Annotated in this window: 17 protein-coding genes and 1 pseudogene; 11 read left to right on the top strand and 7 right to left on the bottom strand. The window is 68.3% G+C overall.

All coding sequences use genetic code 11. The features are described from left to right. The first annotated feature begins 224 nt into the window (after positions 1 to 224). From IPK27_03480 to IPK27_03500, 5 genes are all read left to right on the top strand, one after another. On the top strand, positions 225 to 1133 hold the full coding sequence (locus IPK27_03480; GenBank protein MBK8066701.1) for a LysR family transcriptional regulator: 909 nt from the start codon (positions 225 to 227) through the stop codon (positions 1131 to 1133). A gap of 41 nt (positions 1134 to 1174) precedes the next feature. Beyond that, complete coding sequence (locus tag IPK27_03485; protein ID MBK8066702.1) at positions 1175 to 3169, top strand: diguanylate cyclase; 1995 nt, start codon at positions 1175 to 1177, stop codon at positions 3167 to 3169. Positions 3170 to 3257: 88 nt separating this feature from the next. After that, positions 3258 to 3692, top strand: a complete 435-nt coding sequence (locus IPK27_03490; protein MBK8066703.1) for a nuclear transport factor 2 family protein — start codon at positions 3258 to 3260, stop codon at positions 3690 to 3692. Between the two features lie 65 nt (positions 3693 to 3757). Beyond that, positions 3758 to 4786: a L,D-transpeptidase family protein gene (locus IPK27_03495; GenBank protein ID MBK8066704.1), complete on the top strand. Its 1029-nt coding sequence runs from the start codon at positions 3758 to 3760 to the stop codon at positions 4784 to 4786. Positions 4787 to 4824: 38 nt separating this feature from the next. Then, entirely contained in the window at positions 4825 to 5526 is a 702-nt protein-coding gene (locus IPK27_03500; GenBank protein ID MBK8066705.1) for a murein L,D-transpeptidase catalytic domain family protein, read from the top strand. A 139-nt stretch (positions 5527 to 5665) separates the two neighbouring features. Here the strand turns inward: IPK27_03500 and IPK27_03505 are convergent, their stop codons facing one another. Both IPK27_03505 and IPK27_03510 read right to left on the bottom strand, forming a co-directional pair. Next, the gene (locus tag IPK27_03505; protein MBK8066706.1) at positions 5666 to 9322 is read right to left on the bottom strand and encodes a translocation/assembly module TamB domain-containing protein; all 3657 of its coding nucleotides are present in this window, start codon (positions 9320 to 9322) and stop codon (positions 5666 to 5668) included. Next, on the bottom strand, positions 9319 to 11109 hold the full coding sequence (locus tag IPK27_03510; GenBank protein ID MBK8066707.1) for an outer membrane protein assembly factor: 1791 nt from the start codon (positions 11107 to 11109) through the stop codon (positions 9319 to 9321). The genes IPK27_03505 and IPK27_03510 overlap by 4 nt, the downstream gene beginning before the upstream one ends. A 263-nt stretch (positions 11110 to 11372) precedes the next feature. Here IPK27_03510 and IPK27_03515 point away from each other — a divergent pair, with 263 nt between their 5' ends. From IPK27_03515 to phaZ, 3 genes and pseudogenes are all read left to right on the top strand, one after another. Beyond that, positions 11373 to 11966, top strand: coding sequence for a trypsin-like peptidase domain-containing protein (locus tag IPK27_03515; GenBank protein MBK8066708.1), 594 nt, complete (start codon positions 11373 to 11375; stop codon positions 11964 to 11966). Then, positions 11894 to 12853 (top strand): PDZ domain-containing protein, encoded by a 960-nt coding sequence (locus tag IPK27_03520; protein MBK8066709.1) that lies wholly within the window; start codon positions 11894 to 11896, stop codon positions 12851 to 12853. Before IPK27_03515 ends, IPK27_03520 begins: the two co-directional genes overlap by 73 nt. Before the next feature lie 370 nt (positions 12854 to 13223). Beyond that, positions 13224 to 14463 (top strand): annotated as a pseudogene (gene phaZ, locus IPK27_03525) (polyhydroxyalkanoate depolymerase). 121 nt (positions 14464 to 14584) lie between these two features. On the opposite strand, the gene IPK27_03530 reads toward phaZ, so the two are convergent. Next, a complete protein-coding gene (locus tag IPK27_03530; GenBank protein MBK8066710.1) occupies positions 14585 to 15841 on the bottom strand; it encodes an MFS transporter in 1257 nt (418 codons plus the stop codon). 303 nt (positions 15842 to 16144) lie between these two features. Here IPK27_03530 and IPK27_03535 point away from each other — a divergent pair, with 303 nt between their 5' ends. Beyond that, a complete protein-coding gene (locus IPK27_03535) occupies positions 16145 to 17806 on the top strand; it encodes an acyl-CoA dehydrogenase family protein (GenBank protein MBK8066711.1) in 1662 nt (553 codons plus the stop codon). 3 nt (positions 17807 to 17809) lie between these two features. After that, positions 17810 to 18295, top strand: a complete 486-nt coding sequence (locus tag IPK27_03540) for an asparaginase (protein MBK8066712.1) — start codon at positions 17810 to 17812, stop codon at positions 18293 to 18295. A gap of 288 nt (positions 18296 to 18583) precedes the next feature. Here the strand turns inward: IPK27_03540 and IPK27_03545 are convergent, their stop codons facing one another. Both IPK27_03545 and IPK27_03550 read right to left on the bottom strand, forming a co-directional pair. Continuing rightward, positions 18584 to 20908, bottom strand: a complete 2325-nt coding sequence (locus IPK27_03545) for a S8 family serine peptidase (protein ID MBK8066713.1) — start codon at positions 20906 to 20908, stop codon at positions 18584 to 18586. A 470-nt stretch (positions 20909 to 21378) separates the two neighbouring features. Beyond that, positions 21379 to 21828 carry a hypothetical protein gene (locus IPK27_03550; GenBank protein ID MBK8066714.1) on the bottom strand — a complete coding sequence of 150 codons (450 nt, stop codon included), beginning with the start codon at positions 21826 to 21828 and terminating at the stop codon, positions 21379 to 21381. A gap of 169 nt (positions 21829 to 21997) precedes the next feature. Between IPK27_03550 and IPK27_03555 the strand changes: the two genes are divergently transcribed. Next, the gene (locus IPK27_03555; protein ID MBK8066715.1) at positions 21998 to 24544 is read left to right on the top strand and encodes an EAL domain-containing protein; all 2547 of its coding nucleotides are present in this window, start codon (positions 21998 to 22000) and stop codon (positions 24542 to 24544) included. 156 nt (positions 24545 to 24700) lie between these two features. Here the strand turns inward: IPK27_03555 and IPK27_03560 are convergent, their stop codons facing one another. Together IPK27_03560 and wrbA are read right to left on the bottom strand one after the other, a co-directional pair. After that, positions 24701 to 25045 carry a DUF2069 domain-containing protein gene (locus tag IPK27_03560; GenBank protein ID MBK8066716.1) on the bottom strand — a complete coding sequence of 115 codons (345 nt, stop codon included), beginning with the start codon at positions 25043 to 25045 and terminating at the stop codon, positions 24701 to 24703. Further along, a complete protein-coding gene (wrbA, locus tag IPK27_03565; protein ID MBK8066717.1) occupies positions 25042 to 25641 on the bottom strand; it encodes an NAD(P)H:quinone oxidoreductase in 600 nt (199 codons plus the stop codon). Before wrbA ends, IPK27_03560 begins: the two co-directional genes overlap by 4 nt. Between the last annotated feature and the right edge of the window lie 41 nt (positions 25642 to 25682).

The raw sequence follows: 25682 nt of genomic DNA on the forward strand, positions 1-25682 counted from the left end.
GGCATCTCCCTTGTCGGTTTGCGCGGATTGCGCATGGGATAGATGCTATGGATGGACCTTCTGGATGATAATCAGGCGATATTCGGACACTTTGTCCTGTTTTTGGATTCAATTGGTGGTAGGGTCAAACGTGAAACGTGAAACGTCAATGGCGTACGGCCCTGGTTGACGTTTCACGTTTGACCTTTCACCGCCGCGCCCAGCTCGCCTCAGGCCCGCCCCGCATGCCCCCCAACCGCCTCGACGACCTCTACTACTACGCCATGGTGGTGCGCCACGGAGGGTTTGCCGCGGCCGGGCGCGCCCTGGGTGTGCCGAAGTCGCGCCTGTCGCGGCATGTCAACGCGCTCGAGGAGCAGTTCGGCGTGCGCCTGCTTCAGCGCTCGACGCGCCGCTTCGTGGTCACCGATACCGGCCAACAGTTGTTCCGCCACTGCGAGGCCATGCTGGCCGAGGCCGAAGCCGCGCTGGAGGTGGTCGAAAGCGCCCGCAGCGAGCCGCGCGGGCGCATCCGGGTGGCCTGCCCGGTGGCGGTCGCCGAGACCATGCTGGCGCCGGTGTTGCCGCGCTTCCTCGCGCAGCACCCCAAGGTACGGGTCGACCTGGTAGTCAGCAATCGCCGCGTGGACCTGCTCGGCGAAGGCTTCGACGCCGCGCTGCGCGTGCGCACCACGCCGAGCGGCGAAGATGGCGTGGTGATGCGCAGCTTCGCCGAGTTGTGCGAACTGCTGGTGGCGAGTCCCGCCTACCTCGCCGCCACCGGCGCACCCGAAAAACCCGCAGACCTGGCCATGCACCAGATCCTGGCCTTCGACGCCGAACGCGAACGGCATGCCTGGGAACTGCGCGGCGCCGATGGCAGCGAGTCACGCGTGGAACTGCAGCCGCGGCTTTGCTGCCACAGCTTCCCGGTCCTGCTGCAATCGGCGCTCGCGGGCCTTGGCATCGCGCTGCTGCCGGAATCCACGGTGCGTGCGGCGCTGGCACGCGGCGAACTGCTGCCGGTGTTGCCCGGCTGGTCGCTGCCGCAGGGGATTTTCCATGTGGTGTTCCCGCATCGCCGCGGCCTGCTGCCCGCGGTGCGCGCCTTCATCGACTTCCTCGCCGAGACCATGCCCCTCGCGGCGCGCTGATCCGGAGTATCTTGCGCGGGATCGAACGGGGGCGGTCCGCGATGAGCGAGCGAACTGCAGTGCGATGCCTGCATGCGATGCTGATCTGGGCCAGCGCGATGGCGCCGGCAGCGGCGGGCTGTCCACCGGCGGCTGAGCGCGCGCAACTGGTGGCGGCAGCGCAGTCCAGTCCGCAAGCGAGCCGGCGCGCTGCTTGGGAGACGGCGATCGCGGCACACCGGGCCTGCCAGGACCCGGAGGCCGAGGCCCAGGCGCTCGCCGGCTGGTCCGAGCAGACCATGCGCGACAACCAGCGCGATGAAGCGCTCGAGGTCGAGACCGCGCGGCACGCCCTGGCGGCGCGTACCGGTCTGGACGACCATCGCGCCGACGCGGCGCTGCACTTGGGCATCCTGCTCGGCAACCGCGGCGAGGCCGATCTCGGCGAGCGTCGGCTGCGCGAGGCTGCGGCCCTGTTCGAATCCCTGAGCGCCTGGTCGCAGGCGGCGGACACCTATTCGCGACTGGCCCGCGGAAATCGCCAGGCCGGCGACTACCTGGCGGCGCTGACCGACGAACAGAAGGCGCTGGCGATGCGCCGGCGAATCGATCCACCGCCCAACGTCTGGCGCTCGCTGCTCAATCTCGCGGTACTGTACGAGCAGCTTGAGCTGCACGAGGACGCTCGGCGCCGCTACGCCGACGCACTCGATGAGGCCGCGCGTGAGGGCGACGACGCGAATGTCGCCATCGTGCTCACGGCGTTTGCCGGCTACCTGAACGACTTTGGCGACGAACACGCCGCGCAGGCCCTGTCGATGGCCGAGCGCGCACTGATCCTGGTGCGCCGCGGCGGCGACCAGGTGCAGATCGCCTCCGCGCTGCTGCAGGTGGGTCGCGCGCACATGAATCTGCTTCATCTGGATGACGCGCAGGCCGCGTACGCCGAAGGCCTGGGCCTGGCCAGGGCCGCCGATCATCGGGCCATGAGCGCGCACCTGATCTTCCGCAGCGGTGAACTCGCGCTGCTGCAGGGCAAGCCCACGCTGGCACTCGAGCGCCTGGAGGATGCGCGCCAGCGCTACGAGTCGCTCGGAAATCGTCATCGATTGGTCAAGGTGCATGCCGCGCTGGAAGAGGTGCACACCGCGCTTGGCGACCCGCTCTCGGCGGCGCGCGCAGGGCGCGAGCGCTTCCGCCTGCGCGACGAGCTGCTCGGCAGCAACGCGACCGGCCGCCTGGGGGAGCTGCTGAGCCGCTTCGAGCTCAGCGAAGAGCGCCTGCGCAACGAGCACCTGGAGCAGGAGAAGGCAGTCGCCGAACTGACCTTGCAGGCCGAGCGGCGCGAGCTGCAGCTGATCTACCTTGTGGCAGGCGGGATCGCCCTGGCATTGCTGCTGCTGGGCTGGCGGCATGTCACGGCGCGCCGCCTGTACCGCCTGCTGAGCCAGCAGAACCAGTTGGTCGTGGCCCAGGCGGAACAGCTGGCGGCGGCCAACCGGCAACTGACCGAGCAGAGCGAGCGGCTGTACCAGAGCAGCATCACCGACGGGCTGACCGGCGTGCACAACCGCGCACACGGCATGGCGCGGCTACAGGAATGGCTGGCGCCTGGCGGCCAACGTCGCGCATGCCCGGCGGTGCTGCTGTTCGATGTCGATCACTTCAAGGCGATCAACGACCGCCACGGCCACCCGATAGGCGATCAGGTGCTGGTCGCGGTCGCTCGCGCGCTGCAGCAGGCGCTGCCCGATGGCGCGGAACTCAGCCGCGTCGGCGGCGAGGAGTTCATGGTGCTGCTCGCCGACGGTCCGCAGCAGCCGGCGATCGAAGCCGCCGAACGCTTGCGGCGCTGCGTGCACGACGTGTGCGTCGAAGCCTGCGGGCAGCGCATCGGCGTCAGCGTCAGCGGCGGCCTGTGCCGAGCCGCGCACCTTTCCGAATGCAGCCCGCAGCGGGCGTATGCCGCCGCGGATGCGGCCCTGTACCTGGCGAAGGGTGCCGGTCGCGATCGCATCGTGATCTACGCAGACGAGCAGGCGGCAGCACTGCCCTGATTGGCTCCCCGGGGAAAGGGCGAACTGGCTCTCGGCCGGCCATGGTCGCGCGTACACACTGCGCGGCACCCCAAACGAGTCCCTGCCGATGAAGACCCCTGCCCTGCTGCTGGCCAATGCGCTGTTCGCCTCCACTGCGCTCCAGGCGGCGCCGGTCGATGACGCCGAAACCGTCGCTGCGCTGGACCGCGAGTACCAGAGCGCGGTCAAGCACAACGATGCCGCGACCATGGCGCGCATCCTTGCCGACGACTTCGTGTTGGTCGCCGGCAACGGCGCGGTGCACGACCGTGCGGCCCTGCTGGCCGAGGCGCGCAGTGCGAGCGTCAGTTATGAGCAGCAGGACGAACTGGAGCAGCAGGTCCGCGTGTGGGGCGACACCGCCGTGGTGACAGCGAAACTGTGGGTCAAGGGCACCCGCGAGGGCCAGGCCTTCGATCGCAAGTTGTGGTTCAGCGATGTCTACGTGCGCACCGCGGACGGCTGGCGCTACGTGCTCGGCCAGGTGGGCCAGCGCGAGTAGCCCGGCTTGCGCCCGCGGGCTCCGGTCGCGAAACTGGTGGCGCTGCAGGTCGATCCGGGAATGCTGTGCCGTCCAAACCGCTGGTCTCACCCACGCGCCGACATGTGCTGCGCGCCCTGATCTCGTCGTGGATGCTGGTGTGCCTGCCGCAGGTCCTGCCTGCTGCCACGCCAGACGATGGCCTCAAGGCCGGCGAGTACTGGTGGACGCCCGAGCTGGCACCCGGCGGCCCACTGGTGATCGTGGTCAGCCTGCCGGAGCAGCGCGCCCGCGTCTATCGCAACGGGATCCGCATCGGCGTCACCACGATCAGCAGCGGCCGGCGCGGCTACGAGACGCCGCCGGGCGTGTACGCGATCCTGCAGAAGCGTCGCGAGCACTACTCCAACCTCTACGACGACGCGCCGATGCCCTACATGCAGCGGCTGACCTGGGACGGCGTGGCGCTGCACGGCGGCCATGTCACCGGGCGTCCGGCCTCGCATGGCTGCGTACGCCTGCCCGAGGCCTTCGCCGAGAAACTCTTCGCGGTGACCGAGCGCGGCATGACCGTGATCGTCGCCGAGGGTGCGACGCCGGTGCCCAACCTGGAAGGCAGCGGCATCCTGGCGCCGACAGAGGCCGCCGGCGCTGCGCCGCGGCCGCGCCGTTACAGCCCGCCGCAGCGCTACCACCTGAGCCCCGGGCTGGCCACCAGCGGCCCGATATCGGTGCTGATCAGCAGCGCCGATGCCGCCGTAGTGGTGCTGCGCGGCGGCAGCGAGATCGCCCGGGCGCGGATCGACATCGAGCCTGGCGTACGCTTCGGGCTGCATGCCTGGGTGATGCTGGACGGCGATGCCGGCCAGCCCAGCGCGGTGGTTCCAGGCCGACGCCAGCACCAGTGGATGGAGCTGGCGCTGCCGGCGCACGCGCCGCCGGGGCACCGCCCCTTCGACGCGGCGGCGGTCAGCGCCTTTCGCCTGCCGCCACCGTTCCTGACCGCGATCCACGACTGGCTGGAGCCCGGCGCCACGGTGATCGTCACCGACGAGCCGGTCGACCCCGGCAGCAAGGTAACGGTGTTGGACGCAGCTGAAGAAGGCGACGGCTGAGGGCTGCGCCGGCCGCGTTCGCCGGCTATGTTGCGGCCATGCGCACTTTCCTGATGTCGTTCTTCGCCCTGCCGGCGCTGCTGCTGGCCGGCGCCGCCGCAGCCGGTGACCTGGGCGACAAGCTCGCGCGGCTGGCGCCCGAGGCCGATCCGGCTGTGATCAAGCTCGCGCTCCGCGCGCGCCAGTGCGCGCTGGCGCACGGCGAGGCGGAGGCGGACGACCGCCTTGCGGTGATCGATTACTCGCGACCGTCGACCGAGCGCCGCCTGTGGGTGTTCGAGCTCGAGCCTGCGCGCCTGCTCTACTCGGAGCACGTCGCCCACGGTCGCGGCAGTGGCGACAACCTCGCGCAGCGCTTCTCGAATGTCGAGGGCAGCCACCAGTCCAGCCTGGGCCTGTTCCGCACCGCCGAGACCTACCAGGGCGGCAACGGCTATTCGCTGCGCATGGACGGTCTGGAACCCGGGATCAACGACCGCGCGCGGCCACGCGCCATCGTCATGCACGGCGCACCCTATGTGAACCCGGAGCAGGCGCTGCGCCAGGGCCGCCTCGGGCGCAGCTTCGGCTGCCCGGCGGTGCGCCGCGAGATCGCCCACGAGCTTATCGACACCCTCAAGCAGGGGCAGTTGCTGTTCGCTTACTATCCTGACGAGGCCTGGCTGCGGCATTCGCAGTTCCTCGCCTGCGAGGACGCATCGGCCGAGCTGACTGCGGCGGCCGCAGGCGGGAGTCCGTGATGGATCTGCGACTTGTCACCGCCCTCGGCACGGGTGACCGCAGCGATTCACCTGCGATGAACTGACGAGCCCTCTGCTTTTCTCTGCGCTCCTCTGCGTCCTTGGCGTCTGCGCGTTGAACCGCTCCGCCACGCAGCCGTCAGCGCTCCGTGCGCCAGCTCGCCGAGGCCCTCTGCTCGGCGCCGCTGATGCCTTCCAACTCGATATGTTCGGTCAGGCGGTAGCGCAGGATCACCAGCTGGGTGGCGTCGAGCAGGCTGGTGCCGTAGCCGATGAAGAATCGCGGCGAGAGGTATTTGCCCACCACCAGCGCCGAGCCGATCGCCGAGCCGAAGCTCTCGACGCCGGCGGCGAGCCCGAGCTTCTTGCCGATGCTGCCGGCAACCAGGCTGCCGCCAGCGGTCTCGAGCGCACTGGCGTATTCGCCGAGTTGCTCGCTGTCGGCCCCGCTGGCGGTGGCGAGCGGCCGTCCGAGCACCAGGTAGGACAGGGTTTCCGACTGGTCCAGTGCCGGGTCCGAATACAGCCGGATTGCCGGACGGCGCGCGTTGCCGCGCACCTGCACGCCGACGCGCTGGCGGTCCACGCGCTTGACCGCGAGGATGTCGAGGCTGGGGTTGTCGGCGCGCCCGCCGCCGAAGCCGAGCCGGCCGCGCTCGATGTCGAGCTTCTGCCCGTAGGCGTTATAGATGCCGCCGATCAGCATCTCGCCGGTCGCGCGCGGCAGCTTGCCGGGGCGCTGGATCAGGTGCACACCGCCGTTGAGCGTGGCCTCGATGCCATAGCCGCGCAGGTCCACCGCCTGGATCAGCGCGACTGATACCTCGGCGCTGATGGGAAGCGGCGGTGGTGGTGGCGGCGCGTCCTCGATGACCACGTCCTCGGACGCCGGGAAGGCGGGCTGGAAGCGGTCGAGGTCGATCTTGCCCTGGCGCAACAGGATGCCGCCGTCGATGGCGAAACCCTCGGCCCCGCGCTTGACCAGGAAATTCGCATCGCCGGCCAGGCGCACCGCCGGCAGGTCGACGAAACCGGCGTTGTCGGCGCGGATGCGCACCTCCGAGACGTCGCTGTCGCCCAGGCCCACCAGCCCGTCGATGCGCACATGGCCCGGGGCGATCGCGAAGGCGCCGTCGACGCGCACCAGCCCGTCGCCTTCCAGCAGCACGCCGAGGGTACTCTCAGTCGCCTTCAGGCCCAGCGCCGGCAGCTCGAAGGCCAGTTCCTTGCCTTCCAGCAGACCGCGGACCCGGGTGGGATCCGACAGCGGTGCGCTGACCTCGCCCGACAGGCCGCCGCGCATGCCCTGCACTTCCGCCGACAGCCCGTCGACGAAACTGAGGTCGGTGATCGCGAGTTTCGCGCTGAACTCGCCGTCCGGCTGGTCGAATCCGCTTGCCCGGGCGTCGATGCGGCCATGGCCGGGCAGTTCGATGGCGGCATCCAGCGCGGCGCTGGCGCCGTCGAAGCCGAGCTGGCCATTGAAGGCCAGCGGCGTGTCCAAGCCCTCGGTGCCGCGCAGTTGGCCGTCATCGATGTCGAAACGCAGCGCGCCGCCGGGTTTGCCATCCGGATCCAGCGTCAGTTCGCCACCGCCGGACAGCTGGCCATCGACGCGCCAGTCGCCGGGCTCGGCCCAGGCCTGCAACTCCTTGAGCGGCAAACCATCGAGGGCAATCGACACGACGCTCTGGGTCTCGTCGCGACGGCCGCTGAGGCAGGCGCGCGCGGTCGCGGCCGTCAGGCAGGCCTGGCCGAGGGATTGCTGCGCCGGCCCGATCGATAGCGCCGCGGTATCTTCCAGCGTCCACGGCGCGCCGCGTGCCGGCGTCAGCTCCAGCCGCTCCAGGGTGCCGCTCCAGGCATCCAGCTGGCGGCTACCGGCGAGCGCCAGCTCGACCCGCCCGCGGGCCTCGCGCGTGCTGAGTTCGATCCGATGCGCGGCTTCGTCGCCACTCACGGTCAGGCGCAACGGCTTGAAGTGGCTGCCGTCGAGCGCAAGGTCGTCGCTGGCAACGTCCAGCGACCAGCCGGCCTGCTTGCCGATGCGGATTTGCGATGCCGCGATGCCATCGATGGCCAGATCGTCGATCTGCAGCAGCGCGCGGGTCGCGGCGACCGGATCGGCGTCCATGCGCGTGTCGATCCGTCCGCTGACGCGCCCCTGCCAGGGCCCGAGGCGTGCCAGGTCGAAGTCCTTCAGCGCCAGCGAGAGCGCATCGGCCTCGGGCACTTCCAGGCTTGCGCTGCCGGCGCCCCAGCGCAGTTCGATGCGCCCGGCGAGCGGCTGCGCATCGCGACCTTCCAGCTTGCCCGCCAGCGCGATCGGTGCGGCGCGCAACTCGCCCGACAGGTCTGCGATCGCCAGCGCCCAGTCCGCGCGCGCGCCGAGCGTGGCATCCAGGCGCATCTGGCCAGCGAGCGTGCCGGGCCAGTCGGCGAGCAGCAGCGCGGGGTCGACATCGCTGGCCTTGAGGTCGAAACCAAGCCCGGTGGCTGCGCCCAGGGTGACCGTGCCACTGAGGTCCAGCAGGCTCTGCGCCAACCCGATCTGCGAGGGCGCCACTTCGATCCGCGCGGGCGTGCCGGACAGCGCCAGCCGCAGCGGGCCGCTCTGTTCGCCGCGCGTCCAGGTACCGTCCAGGGCCAGTTGCCAGGCCGCGCTGTGGCCGCCGAGCCGGAGACCGGCGCTGATGCGCGGCGCCAGTTCCGGCGGCGCCTCGCGCCAGTCACCCGCCCACAGCTTCTCCAGCTTGCCTTCGATGGCACCGGCTGCGGCGGACGGATCGGTGGGCCACTCGCCCGTCAGTGAGAGCCGGCCTATCTCGGGCGAGGCCACTGCCAGGGCACCGATGCGGACGCGGTTTTCGAGGAACTCGAGTCCTTGCAGCGTCAGATCGATGCGCCGGCCATCGACGGTCACCGGGCCGGACACGCCGAGTTTTCCTCCCATCCAGTCCACCGCGAGTTCCAGGTCGAGCATGCGCACCGGCGCATCGACGCCGAAGCTCGCGAGATCGATATCGCTGGCGCCGAGCGTGCCGCGGACACCGAGGGCACCGAGCGGCTGGCTGAGATCCGCAGCCACGCGCAGCTCGCCGCCGCCGTCCAGCGCCAGCTCGATCGCCAGCGCGTCCAGGTCGCCGGCCATGCGCAACTGCGCGCGATGCAGCACTGCCGGCAGGGTCCACTCGCCCTCGCTGGCGAACTCGCCGGCCCAGTCGCGCTGGGTGTCGACCGCCGCCCGCGCCCGCACAGCAAACTCGCCCTGGCGCAGCGCAAGGCCATCGATGGAAATACTCCCGTCGCGCAGGGCGATCTCGGTAGCGGCCAGCGAGAACACCAGCGGCTGATCGCCGCCGAGGTCGATTTCATTGGCCACCAGCTCGAGGTTGCGCAGCACCAATGCGACCGGCAGTTCAATCACGCCCGGCCGGGCCGGTGGCTGCGTGGGCTCGTCCTCGCCCGGCAGCAAGGTGTAGCGCGCGCCGGCCAGTCGCAGCGACGCAATGTGCACCTCGCCGCGGAGCAGCCGCGAGGTCTTGACCTGCATCGCCAGTTGCACCGCGCTGATACGCACGCCGGGCAGTTCCAGCCGCGGCGTGTCGATCTCGAATCCACCCGCCAGCGAGCCGCGCAGCGCGGCGTACTCGATGCTGCCGCCTGCCGCGCCAAGGCCGCGATCAAGCAGGAAGGCGAGGCCCGATTCGCTGCGGAACAACCAGACGGCGGTGGCCAGCAGCAGGAGGAAGATCCCCAGCAGCGACCAGCCCAGCCAGCGCGCGAGCCGCCTCACAGCTCGGGCCCGATGGTCAGGTGCAGGCGCAGGCCGTCGCCCTCGCCCGCCACCGGCTGCGCCAGGTCGACCCGCACCAGGCCCACCGGCGAGCGCCAGCGCAGACCCACGCCCACGCCGGCGGCAATCTCGAAATCACCCGCGCTGAACGCATTGCCGGCGTCGACGAAACCGGCCACACCGAATTCGCCGAACAGATGCTTCTCGTACTCGAACGAGCCCACCGCCAGGTACTTGCCACCGCCGACATTGCCGAGCGCATTGGGCGGGCCGAGGGTCTGGTAGCCGAAACCCCGCAGGCTGCGGTCGCCGCCGGCGAAGAAGCGCAGCTGCGGCGGCATCGCATCGAAATCGTCGGTCCACAGCGCGCCCAGTGTCAGGCGCGCCAGCCAGCGGTTGTCGCCGTGCGGCATGAGCAGCTTGGCCTCGGCCTTGAACTGGGCGAATGCCGCGTCGCCGCCGCCGGGCGTCGCGCGCGCCTCCGCCGACAGCGACCAACCCTGGCGCGGCGCGAGGAAGTCGTCGGTCAGCCGGCGGAACCAGCGGGCCTCGGGGTACACCAGGGTGCTGCTGCCGGGCAGCTCGCCGACTTCGAAATCGCCACTCTGCGCCGCCAGGCCCCAGGCGAAGGAGCCGTGCTCGTGCTCCAGCTGGCGCGCCAGGAACAGGTTGGACACCTTCTGCGTGGAGGTGTCGGTGGTCTCGTCGCGATAGGACAGCGAAGCGACCCAGGATTCGCGATCCGCGCCGGGCAACGGGATCACATACTGCCCGCCTAGGGTGTTCAGGCGCTGGCTGATTTCGGCGCGCACGCTGGCCTTGTGACCGCGATCATTGAGCCAGCGCCGGTTGGCGCCGCCCTGCACGCCGGCGCCGCTGTCGGTGCCGAAGGACACGCCGCCGGTGTAGACCGTGCGCTTGGCCGGGCGCAGGCGCACCACGATCGGCACCTGCTGGTCATGCGCATGTGCCTGGTCGGTCTCGATCTCCACCTCGCCGAAATAATCGCTGTCGAGCAGGCGCTGCTGCAGCTCGACCAGCCGGTCCTGGCGGTAATCCTGGCCAACCTTGTAGGGCAGATAACCTTTCAGCAGGTGATCCGGGAATTGCGCACCCTCGAAGCGCGTCTGCGCGAAACGGAAGCGCGGGCCGGACTCGAACTTCAGGCGGATGCGGGCGCTGTGCTCCGCCAGGCGCACGCCGACGCGCTTTTCCACCAGATTGGCATCGAGGTAGCCGCGCTCAGCCAGCGCGTCGCCGATCTTCGCCTTGCTCGCCTCGTAGACCGCGTGGTCGAGGATGGTTTCAGGCGCCGGCGCGAAGGCCGCAACGGCCCGCTTCACCGTCTTGTCCTCGCCGCCCGGACCGGCGACCGAGACGTCGGCGCTCGCGACCAGCGTCGGTTCGCCGGGGTCGATCTTGAACCGCGCGATCCAGGTCTTGCCCTCCAGTTCCAGCGTGCTGTCGACCTTGGCGTGGTAATAGCCGAATGGCTGCAGCGCCTTGGCCATCTGTTTCGCCGCGCGCGCGTGGACCCGGCGCACCAGCGCGTCGCTGGCGTCCTGGCGCGACATCAGGCCCTTGAGCTCCAGCGCGCCGGAGACCGCGGTGCGCATGTCGCCCTTGACCCCGGTGATGAAGATGCGCACGCGCTGCTGGCTGCGGTCGCGCTTCTCGCCGGCCGCGACCGGCGCCCGTTCCTGGTTCCCGCCGCCCCACAGCGTGGCGCAGCCGGCGAGGTGCAGGCACAGCAGCAGCGCAAGCGCGCGCGCTGCGCGATGGAGCATCCTGGGCAATCGGAAAACGGTGTCTTGCATGGCAGCGACCATAGCGCGAGATGCGTCTGCGTGAGTTGACGACACACATGACGCCTGGCGGATTGCGACGATTGGACGTGCCGGCGCATCTTGATGAATCCGGCGGGTCGCCCCCACATTCGTACGACACCCGGTTCGTTAATTTCAGCTGATCGCAGCCGATGGCGACGGAACCTGCATCGGATTCGCGGTCTAAACGTCCAGTTCCCCAACAACCCCACAAGAATCCAGCCATGTCCCAAGCACGTGTTGGCATCGTCCTGACCCTGGTCGCGCTGGCCGTCGGTGCCGGCCTCTACGCGCAGACCGGCAACAACGCGGCAACCGCGAGCACGCCAGTCCAGGCGGAAGCGCCGGCCGCCCTGTCCACCAGCGGCATGGCCCTGCCGGACTTCCGCGAGATCGTTCGTCGCAACCGCGATGCGGTGGTCCAGATCGCGGTGCGCGGCGAGGACCGTCGCTTCCAGCAGCAGTTCGACGAGGACAGCCCGATGGGCGAGTTCTTCCGTCGCTTTGGCATTCCCAACCATCCCGGGATGCCCGGCGGCGGCAATGCGCCCGAACGCCGCGGTTCCGGTTCCGGCTTCATCATCGAGGCCGATGGTCGCATCCTGACCAATGCCCACGTGGTCAAGGACGCCGACGAGATCGTCGTCACCCTGTCCGACAACCGCGAGTTCAAGGCCAAGGTCCTCGGCAGCGACGAGCGCACCGACGTGGCGCTGATCGAGATCGATGCGACAAGCTGCCGGTGGTGCGCCCGGCAATTCCGGACCAGCTCGAAGTCGGTGAATGGGTGCTCGCCATCGGCGCGCCCTTCGGCATGAGCTACACCGCAACCCAGGGCATCGTCAGCGCCACCGAGCGCCAGCTGCGCGAAACCTACGTCCCCTTCATCCAGACCGACGTCGCGGTCAATACCGGCAACTCGGGCGGTCCTCTGTTCGACGTCCGCGGCGAGGTGATCGGCATCAATTCGCAGATCCTGTCCGGCAGCGGCGGCTACATGGGCCTGTCCTTCGCAATCCCGATCAACACCGCGAACCTGATCGCCGAGCAACTGGCCGACAAGGGCTTCGTCGAGCGCGGCTACCTCGGCATCCAGTTCCAGCAAGTGACCGGCCAGCATGCGCGCGCCTTCGGCCTGGACCGCCCGCGCGGCGCGCTGGTGGCCTCGGTGGTGCCGGATGGCCCGGCCGACGACGCCGGCGTCCAGCCTGGCGACATCGTGCTCAGCTACAACGGCAAGCTGCTCGAAAGCTCGGGCGAATTGCCGCCGTTGGTCGGCGCCACGCCGGTCGGCGCCAAGGCGAAGATCGAAGTGCTGCGTGACGGCAAGACCCGCGAACTCACCGTCACCATCGGCAAGCTCGAGGAGGACGCCACCGCCGAAGCCACCCCGCGCGGCGGCAGCTCTGCGCCCGCCGAGGCCAAGGAGTCGCGCCTGGGCCTGGCGCTGTCGGAGCTGACCCAGGAGCAGTTGGAGCAGTTGTCGATCGACGGCGGCGTGCTGATCACCGGAGTCCAGTCCGGTCCCGCGGCCCGTGCCGGCCTGCAGCGCGGCGACGTGATCCTCGAAGCCAACCGCCAGCGCGTGAAGACCATCGCCGAGCTGCGCAAGGCCATCGGCGACGGTGAAGACGGCGAACCCACGCTGCTGCTGGTCCGCCGCGGCGAAGGCTCGCTGTTCATCGTGATCGAGAGCGAAGAGTGAGGTGATTCCGGGCCGCTCGCCCTGAATTGGGGCGAGCGGCTGTTTGTTGGTTGTTGGTTGTTGGTTGTTGGCAGCGACGCGCGCACACCGCGAGACCTGTGGGAGCCGACTCTGTCGGCGATCTCTTCCCGCCGGCTCATCGCAACAGATCGCGGCTGAAGCCGCTCCCACTGGCCTTCGGCACCGGGCTATTGCTGCCAACAACCAACAACCGACAACCAGCAACCGGACTCGGTCCCAACCGACGCGACAGGCTCGGCGCCTCGAAAAGCCCTTCGCCCCGTTGCAAACTGCGCCAAACGTCCACTGGCGCTCGCGCCTGTTGCGCTGCAACATCGCGCGCACTGCCCAGCGTATGGAAACCGGCGCGATGCTCTATCACCTGCACGAAATGCAGCGTTCGCTGATGAGTCCTTCATCGCGTTTTCGGACGCCGCAGCGAAGATGTATTCGCAGCCCTCCAGGTTTCTGTCGAAGTTCCCCGGCGCGCCACGCATCGCGGCCACCTACGAGCTGATCCACCGCATCGGCAAGGATTACGAGAAGCCCGAGTTCGGGATCAAGACGGTCGAGGCGCATGGCCATGAGGTGCCGATCGTCGAGTACACCGCGCTGGCCAAGCCCTTCTGTCGCCTGATCCGGTTCAAGCGCTTCTCCGATGACCCGAAAACGGTCGAGGACCTCAAGGACGATCCGCCGGTGCTGGTGGTCGCGCCGCTGTCCGGGCACCACTCGACCCTGCTGCGCGACACCGTGCGCACCTGTTGCAGGACCACAAGGTCTACATCACCGACTGGGTCGACGCGCGCATGGTGCCGGCGGAGACCGGCGCCTTCCACCTCGACGACTACATCGACTACATCCGCGAGTTCATCCGCCACATCGGCGCGGAGCGCCTGCACGTGGTCAGCGTGTGCCAGCCGACGGTACCGGTGATGGCGGCGGTCTCGCTGATGGCCGACGACGGTGAGCGCCTGCCGCGCACCCTGACCCTGATGGGCGGGCCGATCGACACGCGCAAGAGCCCCACCCAGGTCAACGACCTCGCGACCACCAAGCCGCTCAGCTGGTTCAAGCACAGCGTGATCCACGAGGTGCCGCGCAACTATCCGGGCTACCGGCGCAAGGTCCACCCCGGCTTCCTGCAGCACGCCGGCTTCCTCGCGATGAACCCCAGCCGACACTTCAGCTCGCACTGGGACTTCTACCAGGACCTGCTGCGCGGCGACCTCGAAGACGCCGACGCCCACCGCAAGTTCTACGACGAGTACAACGCGGTGCTCGACATGCCCGCCGAGTACTACCTCGACACCATCCACGTGGTGTTCCAGCAGCACCTGCTGCCGCGCGGCGAATGGCACGTGCGCGGCCAACGCGTTGCCCCCGAGAAGATCCAGGACACCGCGATCTTCACCATCGAAGGCGAACTGGACGACATCTCCGGCCTCGGCCAGACCCAGGCCACCCATGAACTCACCCGCGGCCTGGCCGACGAGCGCAAGCGCCACCTCACCGTCAAGGGCGCCGGCCACTACGGCATCTTCAGCGGCCGCCGCTGGCGCGAAGTGGTCTATCCGGAAGTGCGCGGGTTCATCCGCGAGCACGCCTGATGGCTGGTGTTGGTTTGAGTCTGGTGTTGGTATGAGTTTCTGGTGTTGGTTGAAGCCGCGCGTCACTGGCTCCAGCAAGCCCCGCTCCAACCAACACCAACAACCAACACCAACACCAGCTTCACCGCTTCGACCGCTCCTCATGCTGCCGTCCCACCACATAACCCACCGCGGCGGTGACGCCGGCCATCAGCGCGCCCCAGGCGTAGATGCCGCCGGTGCCGACGCCGATGAGTGACAGGCCCTTGATCGACCACTGGGTGAAAACGTCGCTCAGGCGGTAGACGAAGGTGTCGATGAAGCCCTTGCCCTTGTAGCGGATCTCGCGGTCCAGCGTGGTGTAGCAGCTGGCCATCGCAGGCTCGCCGAAGGCGAAGCGCACGCCGCGGCTCAGCACCTGGAACAGGCCGATCATGAAGGCGGTGGGGACCAGCACCAGCGCACCAAGCCCGGCCATCAGCAGCAGCGGCATCAGGGTCAGCAGGCGCGCAGTGCCGAGGCGGGTGAAGGCCCAGCGCGCGAGGAAGATCTCCAACAGCAGAGCCAGCAGATTGGTCAACAGGTCGATGCGCGCGAAATAGGCCGCACGCAAGCTGTCGTCGGCAAACAACTCGCGCACGGCGTATCCCTGCTGCAAATACAGGATGCCGCCGCCTACACCGGTCAGCACCATCATCACGCCGAGCCAGCGCAGCGGCACCTGGCTGACGATCAGGCGGAAGGCCGCAAAACTGGTCCCGCCGATCAGCGCATCCATCTGGTCCGCATCCGCGCGTCCGCTGGCCTGGCGCGCATAACGCGCGAGCAGGACCGCGCAGGCGCAGGACAGTGCAAGGAAGCCAAAGGAGACCAGCAGCACGCCATCAATGTCGATCCGCCCGGCCAGCAACATGGTCAACGCGGCGCCACTCAGCCCGCCGGCCGAGCCGCCCGCGGCGATGAAACCGAACACCCGCTTGGCCTGGTGCTCGTCGAACACATCGGCCATGTAGCTCCAGAACACCGACACGGTGAACAGGTTCGCCACCGACAACCAGATGTAGAACACCGGCGCCATACCATCGCGCCAGCCGGGCACCTGCCAGACACCGACGAACACCAGGATGCACAGGAGAAAGAAGGCATAAACCACCGGCACGAACACCCGCCGCGCGAACCGCGACACCAGCGCACCGTACACCGGCTGAGCCAGCAGCATGCAGGCGAAGGTCCCGGTGTAGAGCCAGTTGTACAGCTCCGGCCCGAAACGCACGCCCATCGCCTCGCGCACCGAGCGCAGCATGTAGTAGCTGGTCAGCAGCCCGAAGAAATAGACGAAGGCGAGCAGCAGCGCAGCGCGTTCGCGACGATCGATCTCGAACAACGCCTTCAACTGCATCCGGACACAACCTCGGGGTTTCGGGCGGAGGACGATGGAGCAGGCGCAGTGGGGCCGGCGTCAAGGGATCATGCCCAATCAGCAGCGGCGCGACCACCGCCCGGATGCGTTCGCCGGGTTGGTAGATTGCGCTGCCGCTTGGTGCTGGTGTTGGTTGTTGGTGTTGGCAAGCGCGCGCCAGCCGGGACTCGCCTGGTCATGCTTCAACCAACACCAGAAACCAACACCAACACCGCCCGACACCCCGCCGGTTCCGCAAGGCAGGTCTAAACTTGGCACCAATCCTCGCAGGATCGGCACGCCATGGCCTTCACCCAGTCTCCGCCGCAGCTGGCCAACCCCTACGCCAGCGACCGCGTGCTGCAGTCGGCGCTGCGGCGGATGCTGCCGCATGCGCTGTTCGAGCACTTCCACGAGGAAGCCAATGAACTGGGCCAAGTGGTGGCCGAGGAGTTGTACCCGCGCCAGCTGCGCGAACGCCTGCTGGAGCCGCGGCACACGCCCTTCGATGCCTGGGGCCATCGCATCGACGAGATCGAGCTGACGCCGCTGTGGCAGAGCATGCCCAGTCTGACTGCGCGATTCGGATTGGTCTGGCACGGCTACGACGGCACCAAGGGGGCGCATGCGCGGCTGTTCCAGTTTGGCATGGTGTATCTCGCGACGGCCGGCAACGACTTCTGGTCCTGCCCGCTGGCGATGACCGATGGCGCGGCGCGCGCCCTGATCGAGTCCGGCAACCAGCGCCTGGCGCACCTCGCGGTGCCGCACCTGACCAGCCGCGACGCCACCACGCTGTGGACCAGCGGCCAGTGGATGACCGAGACCACCGGCGGCTCCGACGTCAGCGGCACCGAGACGCGCGCGTTGCGCAGCGAGGATGGGCGCTGGAGCGCCTGGGGTCGCAAGTGGTTCACCTCGGCGGCGACCTCCGAAATGGCACTGCTGCTCGCACGGCCGGAGGGCAACCCCGGCGGCAATGATGGATTGGCGCTGTTCTACTGCGAACCGCGCGACGCCGACGGCCGGCTGCAGAACATCGTCGTCGACCGGCTCAAGGACAAGCTCGGCAGCCGAAAGCTGCCGACCGCCGAACTGCAGCTCAACGGCACGCCGGTGGAACTGGTCGGCGCCGAGCGCGGCGGCGTGCGCATGATCGCGCCGGTGCTGAACCAGACGCGGCTGTGGAATGCTTTCGCGGCGCTCAGCTACTTCCGCCGCGGGCTGCAACTGCTGCGCGACTACGCCGGGCGCCGGCGCGTATTCGGCCGGCGGTTGATCGAACAACCGATCCACCAGCACATGCTCGCGGGCCTGCAGGCGGAACTGGAAGCCGGGCTGCATCTGGCACTGCATGTGGCCGAACTGCTCGGCAAATCCGACCAGGGTGCGCTCGACGACCGCCACCGCCTGCTGCTGCGACTGCTGATCCCGATCACCAAGCTGCTGACCGCACGCCAGGCGGTCGCCGGCATCAGCGAGATCGTCGAAGGCTTCGGCGGCGCCGGTTACATCGAAGACACCGGTATCCCGGGCCTGCTGCGCGATGCCCAGGTGTTCAGCATCTGGGAAGGCACCACCGACGTGCTCTCGCTGGACGCGCTCAGGGTGCTGCGCGGCGATGGCGCCTGGGCCACGCTGAATGCCTCGCTGACCAGCCTGCTCGGCCAGGCCGGCAGCGATGGGGAGCCCGGCGCAGTACTGATCCGCCACGCGCTGGAACGCGCACAGCAGGCCTGGCACATGGGTGGCGCAGGGGAAGCGCACGCCCGCGGCATCGCGCTGACCCTGGGCCGCTGCTATGCGTTGGCGCTGCTGCTGCGACACGGCGCCTGGTCCGCGCTGGCCGAGGGCGACCACCGGCCGCTTGCTGCCGCGCGCCGCTTTGCCGCGCATGGCGTGGATCGAATCCCGAGCGACGACACCCTAGACTCGCGGCTGCTCGCCACCGATGAAACGGAGTAGCTCATGCAACACCTGTGCATCGTCACCACCGGTGGCACCATCGACAAGATCTACTTCGACGATCTCTCGACCTACCAGATCGGCGAGCCCGAGATCGGCCGCATCCTGACCTCATTCGGGGTGAACTTCACGTTAAACATGGTCGCCCTGATGCGCAAGGACAGCCTGCACCTGACCGCCGACGACCGCGAACTGATCCGGCGCACCATCGAGGCGCAGCCGCATGCGCACATCCTGGTCACCCATGGCACCGACACCATGGTCGAGACCGCGAAGGTGCTGTCAACCATTCCCGGCAAGACCATTGTCCTGACTGGCGCGCTGAACCCGGCCCGGTTCCAGAATTCCGACGCGGTGTTCAACATCGGCTGCGCCATCGGCGCCGTCCAGGTGCTTCCGCCAGGCGCCTACATCACCATGAGCGGCCGCGTCTGGGATCCGGCGAAGGTTCGCAAGAACCGTGACGCGAACCGGTTCGAACCGTCGTAGTGGAGCGCCGTAAGGGCGCTGAATTCCGGAGTGGTTGCGGGCCGGTTCTGGGTTTTGGGTTCTGGGCAGCGAAGCTCGCAGGCCGCAGCCCCTTGGCCGCGGATTCCGGCCGTGGTCTTTCCCTATGGCTGCCGGCGGAAGATCGCGGCTGAAGCCGCTCCCACGGGCTATCGGCACCACGGCTCTTGCCGCCTACGACCCAGAGCCCACAACCCACAACCAAAGAAAAGGCCCCGGAGTTTCCCCCGGGGCCTTCAGTTACCGCAGTGTTGCTAGGAGGCTAGACGTTCAGCCATCCGTGCGCAGGCTGACCGTGTCGACCCGGAAGGTGGTCGCCAGCGAGCTGTCGGTGGTGGCCACGAAGCGGATCCGCACGTTCTTGCCTTTGTACGCCGCGACGTTGTAGCTGCGTTGCACGTAGGTCGACGCGCTGGTGGTCTTGTTGACGTTGGACAGCGTCACCAGCGTGGTCAGGACGGCGTTGGTGCTGGCATCGATCAACTGCACCTGCAGCTTGTCGTAGGCCGTCGTGGTGGTGGTCTCGCTGGTCACGATCGAGGTGTAGAAGCTCAGCGTGGCCTGCGTCGCACCCGCCGGGATCAGCGTGGGCTTGCTCTGCACCGTCTGCGAGCTGGTGGTCGCGTTGACGCCGAGGTAGGCATAGCTGCCACCGGTGTTGGCATTGGTCTGGCCGGCCAGCAGGGTGTTGAACGAGGTGCCGCTGGAAGCCGAGCGGGCCCACGAGCCATCCGGCGCCGAGTTGGTGCTGGTGGTGATGCTGTCGAAGTTGCCGTTGGACAGCTTCTCGGTCACCGTGCCGCCGCCACCGCCGCCCGTGCTCCAGGAGGCCGTCGTGTTGAAGGTCAACGTACCAGTCTGGTAGCCGTAGACGCGGACGTAGTAGGTACCGGCGCTCGGAGTGGCGAAGGTGCAGGTCTCGTTGCCCGAGGAGCTGTACGGACGGCAGTCGTAGACGCTGGTGGTGGCCTGGGCGCCGAACTTGACGTGCAGATCGACGTCACCGGTCGCGCCGCTGGTGGCGATCACCAGGTTGGACGCACCGGACGGAATGGCCACCGTGTAGTCCTTCCAGCTGCTGTTGGCACTGGTGGAGTTGGTGGAGCCCGCGGAGGCTACGCCGTTGGCCAGCGCAGTCGCACCGCCGCCGCCCGAGGAGCTCACCGTCACGGAGCGCGTCGTGGTGTTGGTCGCACCGTCGTCGTCCGTGACCGTCAGCGTGACGGTGTAGGTGCCGGCCGCACTGTAGGTCTTGCTCGGGCTGTTGGTGGTCGAGGTGGTGCCGTCACCGAAGTTCCAGCTACGCGAGGCGATCGTTCCGTCGCTGTCGGTGGAGGTGTTGGTGAACGTCGCCGTCAGGCCGCTGGTGGTGAACGTGAAGCTCGCCGTCGGCGCCACATTTGCCGGCGGGGTACCTCCGAACAGCGAATACAGCATGCGGTTCGGCGAACCGGTACCAGCGCTGGTCACGACATTGAGCGTTGCGTTGTTGATCAGCGCGGTGGTGACCTGCGCCGGCGTGGCCGACGGGTTGGCCGCCAGGTACAGCGCCGCGACGCCGGCGACGTGCGGAGACGCCATCGAGGTGCCGCTGATGGTGTTGGTCGCGCTGGTGCCGGTGTACCAGGCCGAGGTGATGTTCGAGCCCGGCCCGAAGATGTCGAGGCAGGTGCCGTAGTTGGAGAACGAGGAACGCGCGTCGGTGTTGGTCGTGGACCCGACCGTGATCGCGTTCGTGGCGCGCGCCGGCGAGTAGTTGCAGGCGTTCGAGTTGTCGTTGCCGGCAGCGACCACCACGGTCACGCCCGCCGCATACATGCGCTGCACCGCGTCGTCGGTCGCCGTCGAGGCGCCGCCGCCGAGGCTCATGTTGGCCACAGCGGGTTGGACCCGGTTGCTGGCGACCCAGTCCATGCCGGCGATCACGCCGGAATTGGTGCCGGAGCCGTCGCAACCCAGCACGCGAACCGGGTGGATGGTCACGCCCTTGGCCACGCCGTAGGTGGTGCCGCCGACGGTGCCGGCGACATGCGTGCCGTGGCCGTTGCAGTCGTTGGTGCCGTTCGAGTCGGAAATGGCGGTATAGCCATTGCCCATGCGGCCGGTGAACTGGGTGTGGGTGCCGAGCACGCCGGTGTCGACGATGTAGGCGTGCACATTGCTCGCCGTGGTGTCGTAGGTGTAGCTGCTGTTCAGCGGCAGCGCGCGCTGGTCGACGCGGTCGATACCCCAGGTGGCGCCGGTCTGCGTGGCGCTTGCGGTCACCACGCCGTCCTGCTCGATGTAGGCGATACGCGGATCGAACAGCATGCGATCGATCTGCTTGGCGCTGGCGCGGATGACGAAGCCCGGCAGGACCGTCTCATAGTGGCGTACGTACTGCAGGCCGTAGGCCGCCGACATGTCGACTGCCATGGACATGACGCTCGGCATATTGGACCGCTGGTTGTCGCCGAAGCTGACCTGTTCTTCTTTCAGGACGACGATGTACTGACCTGCGACAGGCTGCATTGCCTGACGCAGCTCGGCCGCGAGGCCAAGGGAAGGAAGCGCCATTGCTATGGCAACACCCAGACCGGTACCAATCTTGCGCATGAGTACTATCCCCAGAGAGTCCACGAGTGTCAGGTTCCGGGAGTTCCCGGGCCTGCGTTGGATCCAGCAAAAAGAGCGGTCGACGGTGGAATCCGGGCCTCCCCAGGATGGACTCAACACCGCGACCGCCGGGGAACATTAAACAGCCGCCGGGAGGTGGTCAATCGGGGCACAAAGTGCCGTAGCGCGTCAGTCGTGCTGCGTTGCAGCATTAATCGATGCAGACAGACAGATGACGAAGCTGAACGAATGCAAAACCCAATATTAACGGGCTGTTCAGGATTGCTATCTTGAGAAACTATTTGCTGCGGCGCACAACAAGTCGCCGACCGAATGACATATGAATAGATCATTTGCGGCCAACTGACGCGCCAGATCAGCAACTGACGCACAGGGGCAGCCCACATCTGACCCCCGCACAAACTGCGGATGTCCGGGCGGCGACGGGATCGGACAGCGCGGCGGGCCGGTCAGGCGCGCAGGCGGGCCTTCATGTGGATCGGGCGCTGCCGGCGCATCCACACGACCAGGGCAACCAGGGCAAGGAAAGGCGTGAGGCGCCTGGACCAGAGCATGCGGGATTGCGCAGAGCTGCGGGACTCGCCGAAGAACATGGCATCGGCCCCTTGCGGGAAATCCTTGATCCGCGGCGCCAGCGGTGCAGCAGCCGCTGCGGCAGTGGCATCACCCAGCGTCGACAGCCCAGGCAGCCCGCGCAACGCCGAACCTGCTGCGATGTAAGCCTCAACGATCGGCGAGTCGTTCCTGATCGCGTTGCTGAAGGCACTCCCGACCTCGGAGTGTCCTGCCAGGGCGGCATACGTGAAACAGTTGTGCAGCAGGTTGATGATCAGCAGGCCAATCGCAGCCGTGGAGGGCAGATAACCTGCGTAAGTCGAACGACCGCGCCCGCGCAGCATGGACCACCCCTCTCCCTGAGTCTCGAGTGACTAGCCTAACATCGGGCGCGAAGGCGTTAGCGGACGCGGATCGCAGCATGCGCCATGAAGCCGGCGTAAGCTGATCGAGAGCACAAACGGCCACCGCGAGACAGCGCAGAATGTGAGCCAGGAAACGGGAGAAGAGCGCATGAACGCAAGCGCCGGGCAGCAACTCGAAGGTAGCGACGCTCATCTGGAGCGCGCGCACGAGGAGCTCAGGCAACACGCCACCAGCCTGGTCCAGGCCTGGGAGAAGCTCAATGCCAGCCGCTGGAGCGCTGCGCATGGCCGTGGGCTGCAGTTGGCCGCCAAGCAACTGGTGCGCGCCTGCGACCGCCTGCGCCTGTCGCTGAGCCGCAAGGCGGGCGAGCTCGAGACCTTCGTCCGGGTCTTCGTCGACACCTCGCTGACGCCCAACCACGAGCAGCTGCGCACGCTTTCTGCGCTGGTCAGCACATTGGCAAGCACCGCGCTCGCACTCGACATGGTCCAGGCACGCGGCGCTGGCCTCAAGCCGGCGGCAACTGCGGCGACGTCGCCACCCACCGCAGCGCCCACTCCATTGCCGTCACCGGCAACCACCAGCGCACCCGCACGGCCGTCACCGACGGTACCGGCCAAGCGGCGACAGCGCCACGACGAGATGATCGTTCTGGTGGGCGACGGCGCCGAGTTCGGAATCGACCTTGGCCCGGCATTCACCGAGCACGGCTACTCCGTCCGCAGCTTCCTGCACGCGGACCAGGCGCTGGGGTTGCTGTCCGGCGCCGTGCCGCGCGCGATGGTCGTCGGCGCGGCGTTCTCCAACATCGTGCCGCAGTTGCGCGCCCTGGCAGCCGCACGTGCCGAACTCGGAGAGGCCCATCGCGAACCGACGCTCGCGGTGGTGGCGCCGCGGCAGGATCTGGGCCGGCGCCTCGTGGCCTTGCGCCAGGGCGTGAAGTACTTCGAGCCGCCACTGGACCCGCTGGCGATGTTGGTCGCGCTGACCAGCGAAGCGGTGGTGACCGGATCGTCCAGTCGCGTGCTGCTGGTCGACGGCGACCGTAGCCGCGGACACGAGGCAGCAACCTGGCTCAAGGACGCGGGCTACACGGTGCGCCTGTGCCAGGGTTCGGACGACGGCCTGTCGGCGATCGGAGAGTTCAAGCCGCAGGTGGCGGTGATCGATGCCGACATGCGCGGCGCCGAATCGATGAAGCTGCTGCACGGCCTGCGCGACGACCCCACCAGCGCCGACATCCCGGTGGTGCTGGTGGCCAGTTCGCGCGAACTGGCCTTGCGCGAGCAAGCGATTGCCGGCGGCGCCGACGAGTATCTGCTCAAGCCGCTGAAGCCGCGTCATCTGATCAGCGTGATCGAGTCGCGCCTCAAGCGCAGCAAGCGCTTCGCCCCCAAGCGCACGGTCGCGCGCGACGAATCCACCGGGCTGTATCCGCGGCGCGAGTTCATCGAGCGCGCGGACTCGGCGCGCGGCCAGCCAGGCGCGGTCATCCTCTACATCGTCCTCGACGAGCACGAAACCTTGCGCAAATCGCTTGGCATCTCGGGCCAGAGCCGGCTGGACATCGCCGTCGGCCAGGCACTCAAGGAGCATCTGCGCGCCGAAGACCTGCCCTCGCTCTACCAGGACTGCCGTTACCTGGTACTGCTGCGGCGAAGCGACCGCGCCGCCGCGCTGGCCAGCGCCGAAGCCCTGCGCGAGAGCCTGCTGCGGCGCCGGATCCAGATCGGCGACAAGGAGTTGTCGCTGAAAGCCAGTCTGGGCCTGGCCAACCTGGACGGTGAATCGGCCGATACCGGCGTGCAGAACGCCGAGGCGGCCGCGCTGGCGGCGATCCACCTGGGCGGCGATCGCTGCATGTGGTTCGAGGTGTCCAGCGCCAGCCTGATCCCGGCCGAGCGCGACGCCCAGTTGCGCGGTCTGTTGCAGAGCCGTCGCTTCGGCCAGCACATGGAGATCCGCGGCGCGCCGCTGATCCCGCTGCGAGGGCGCGTGCCCGGCCAGTACGAACTGGTACTTGGCTGGCGTCCGGGCGGCACCGGCCAGCCTGCCGCGAGCCAGGACGACCTGATCCGCGTCGCCCGCGAGATTGGCTGCGTCACGGATGTGGACCGCTTCATCATCGGCGAGGCGCTCAGCGTGCGTGCCGACTTGCTCAAGCGTGGGCGTCAGGTGCGGCTGGTCGTCGATCTTTCGCCGTGGGCGTTGGACGACGGCACCCTGGCCGGCCATCTGGAGCAGTTGCTTCAGGAGCGGCGGCAATCCGGCACGGGCATTGCACTGACGCTGCCGGCCGTGGTGCTGGGTGATCGCATGGAGGCTCTGATTGCGTTCGCTCAGCGCCTCAAGCCACTGGCAATCCGCGTAGGTCTCAAGGACATCGGCCGCGACCTGACGCTGGTGCAGCGGCTGCGCGGCGTGCCGATCGACTACCTGCGGCTCTCACCCGAGTTGTCGACCAGTACCGGCAGCAGCGAGCGCGCGACTGAATTGCTCACTGCACTGATCCGTCGCGCGCACCAGAGCAGCATGATCATGATTGCCAGTTCGGTGGATAGCCGCGAGCAGATCGCTCAGTTGCTGTCCGCCGGCGTCGACTACGCCGAGAGCCCGACGCTCGGCTCGCCCACCACGCTGTTCGACTTCGAGTTCTCGCGCTGGATGACGGAGCAGCGGCCAGCGGCGGGGTGAGGAGCGGTGTTGGTGGGTGTTGGTGTTGGTGTTGGTGTTGGTTGTTGGTTGTTGGCAGCAAAGCCGAAGCAGCGCCAACAACCATCAACCGCCAACCAGCGCCCCCTCGCCCACCGGCTCTAATCCAACACCAACACCAACAACCAACACCCGCCTTCAGCCTTTTACTCGCGCCGCCTTGAGCTCCCGGGTGCGCCACCACAAGCCGATGAAATAGACCGTGGCGAGCGCCACCTCCGCCAGCGCCCAGCCGCGCACGGCGGGCGTGGCGAAGGCCTCCATCGCACCATGGGCCAGGTAGACCCAGGCCGCGATGCCGCCATAGATCCACAGCCCGCGCAGGCGGAAGGCCCAGGCGGCGACGAAGGGCAGCAGCGGCGCCAGCGCGACAGCGGCGAAGCCGGCAGCCGCGCGCGCGTCGGGAGCGATTGCCCAGGCATAGGCCAGCCGCAGCAGAACCAGCGCAGCCAGGCTGACGGCGCAGATCCGGGCCGGGCTCATGCGCGGTCCAGCCGGCGGGCGATGTCGGCCACGCGCCGCCCGAGAGCGCGCGCCAGCGTCTTCTCGTCGTCGCTCAGTTGCACCTCGCCGTGGCTGCGCGCCAGGTGCGCGGCGCCATAGGGCGAGCCGCCGCCGGTGGTGCGCGTCAGCGCGGGCTCGCTGTACGGCAGCCCCACCAGCAGCATCCCGTGGTGCAGCAGCGGCAGCATCATCGACAACAGGGTGCTCTCCTGGCCACCGTGCGGGCTGCTGGTGGAGGTGAACACTGCCGCCGGCTTGCCCGCCAGGGCGCCGCTCAGCCATAGAGCAGCGGTGCTATCCAAAAAGTGCTTCAACGGCGCCGCCATGTTGCCGAAGCGCGTGGGGCTGCCGAGTATCAGCCCGCGACAGTCAGCCAGATCGTCCACATTGACGAAGGGTGGGCCGTCTGCCGGCACTTCGGGGGCACTGTGGCTACCCGCGGCCGCCACCAGTTCCGGCACCGTCCGCACCCGCGCATGCATGCCGTCGATCTCCTCGACACCACTGGCAATGCGCCGCGCCAGCTGCGCGGTGCTGCCGTGGCGGCTGTAGTACAGGACCAGAATGAAGGGCATCGACAGCTCGGCGCAGCGCGGAAACCGTGCATGCTACCTGC

It is taken from the genome of Rhodanobacteraceae bacterium (assembly GCA_016713135.1).
Classification (GTDB): Bacteria; Pseudomonadota; Gammaproteobacteria; order Xanthomonadales; family SZUA-5; genus JADKFD01.

Excerpts from the sequence above, each read along its gene's own strand:
- IPK27_03480 (MBK8066701.1), top strand. The coding sequence starts at position 225 with ATGCCCCCCAACCGCCTCGACGACCTCTACTACTACGCCATGGTGGTG.
- IPK27_03485 (MBK8066702.1), top strand. The coding sequence starts at position 1,175 with ATGAGCGAGCGAACTGCAGTGCGATGCCTGCATGCGATGCTGATCTGG.
- IPK27_03490 (MBK8066703.1), top strand. The coding sequence starts at position 3,258 with ATGAAGACCCCTGCCCTGCTGCTGGCCAATGCGCTGTTCGCCTCCACT.
- IPK27_03500 (MBK8066705.1), top strand. The coding sequence starts at position 4,825 with ATGCGCACTTTCCTGATGTCGTTCTTCGCCCTGCCGGCGCTGCTGCTG.
- IPK27_03510 (MBK8066707.1), bottom strand. The coding sequence starts at position 11,109 with ATGCTCCATCGCGCAGCGCGCGCGCTTGCGCTGCTGCTGTGCCTGCAC.
- IPK27_03515 (MBK8066708.1), top strand. The coding sequence starts at position 11,373 with ATGTCCCAAGCACGTGTTGGCATCGTCCTGACCCTGGTCGCGCTGGCC.
- IPK27_03530 (MBK8066710.1), bottom strand. The coding sequence starts at position 15,841 with ATGCAGTTGAAGGCGTTGTTCGAGATCGATCGTCGCGAACGCGCTGCG.
- IPK27_03535 (MBK8066711.1), top strand. The coding sequence starts at position 16,145 with ATGGCCTTCACCCAGTCTCCGCCGCAGCTGGCCAACCCCTACGCCAGC.
- IPK27_03540 (MBK8066712.1), top strand. The coding sequence starts at position 17,810 with ATGCAACACCTGTGCATCGTCACCACCGGTGGCACCATCGACAAGATC.
- IPK27_03545 (MBK8066713.1), bottom strand. The coding sequence starts at position 20,908 with ATGCGCAAGATTGGTACCGGTCTGGGTGTTGCCATAGCAATGGCGCTT.
- IPK27_03550 (MBK8066714.1), bottom strand. The coding sequence starts at position 21,828 with ATGCTGCGCGGGCGCGGTCGTTCGACTTACGCAGGTTATCTGCCCTCC.
- IPK27_03555 (MBK8066715.1), top strand. The coding sequence starts at position 21,998 with ATGAACGCAAGCGCCGGGCAGCAACTCGAAGGTAGCGACGCTCATCTG.
- IPK27_03560 (MBK8066716.1), bottom strand. The coding sequence starts at position 25,045 with ATGAGCCCGGCCCGGATCTGCGCCGTCAGCCTGGCTGCGCTGGTTCTG.
- wrbA (MBK8066717.1), bottom strand. The coding sequence starts at position 25,641 with ATGCCCTTCATTCTGGTCCTGTACTACAGCCGCCACGGCAGCACCGCG.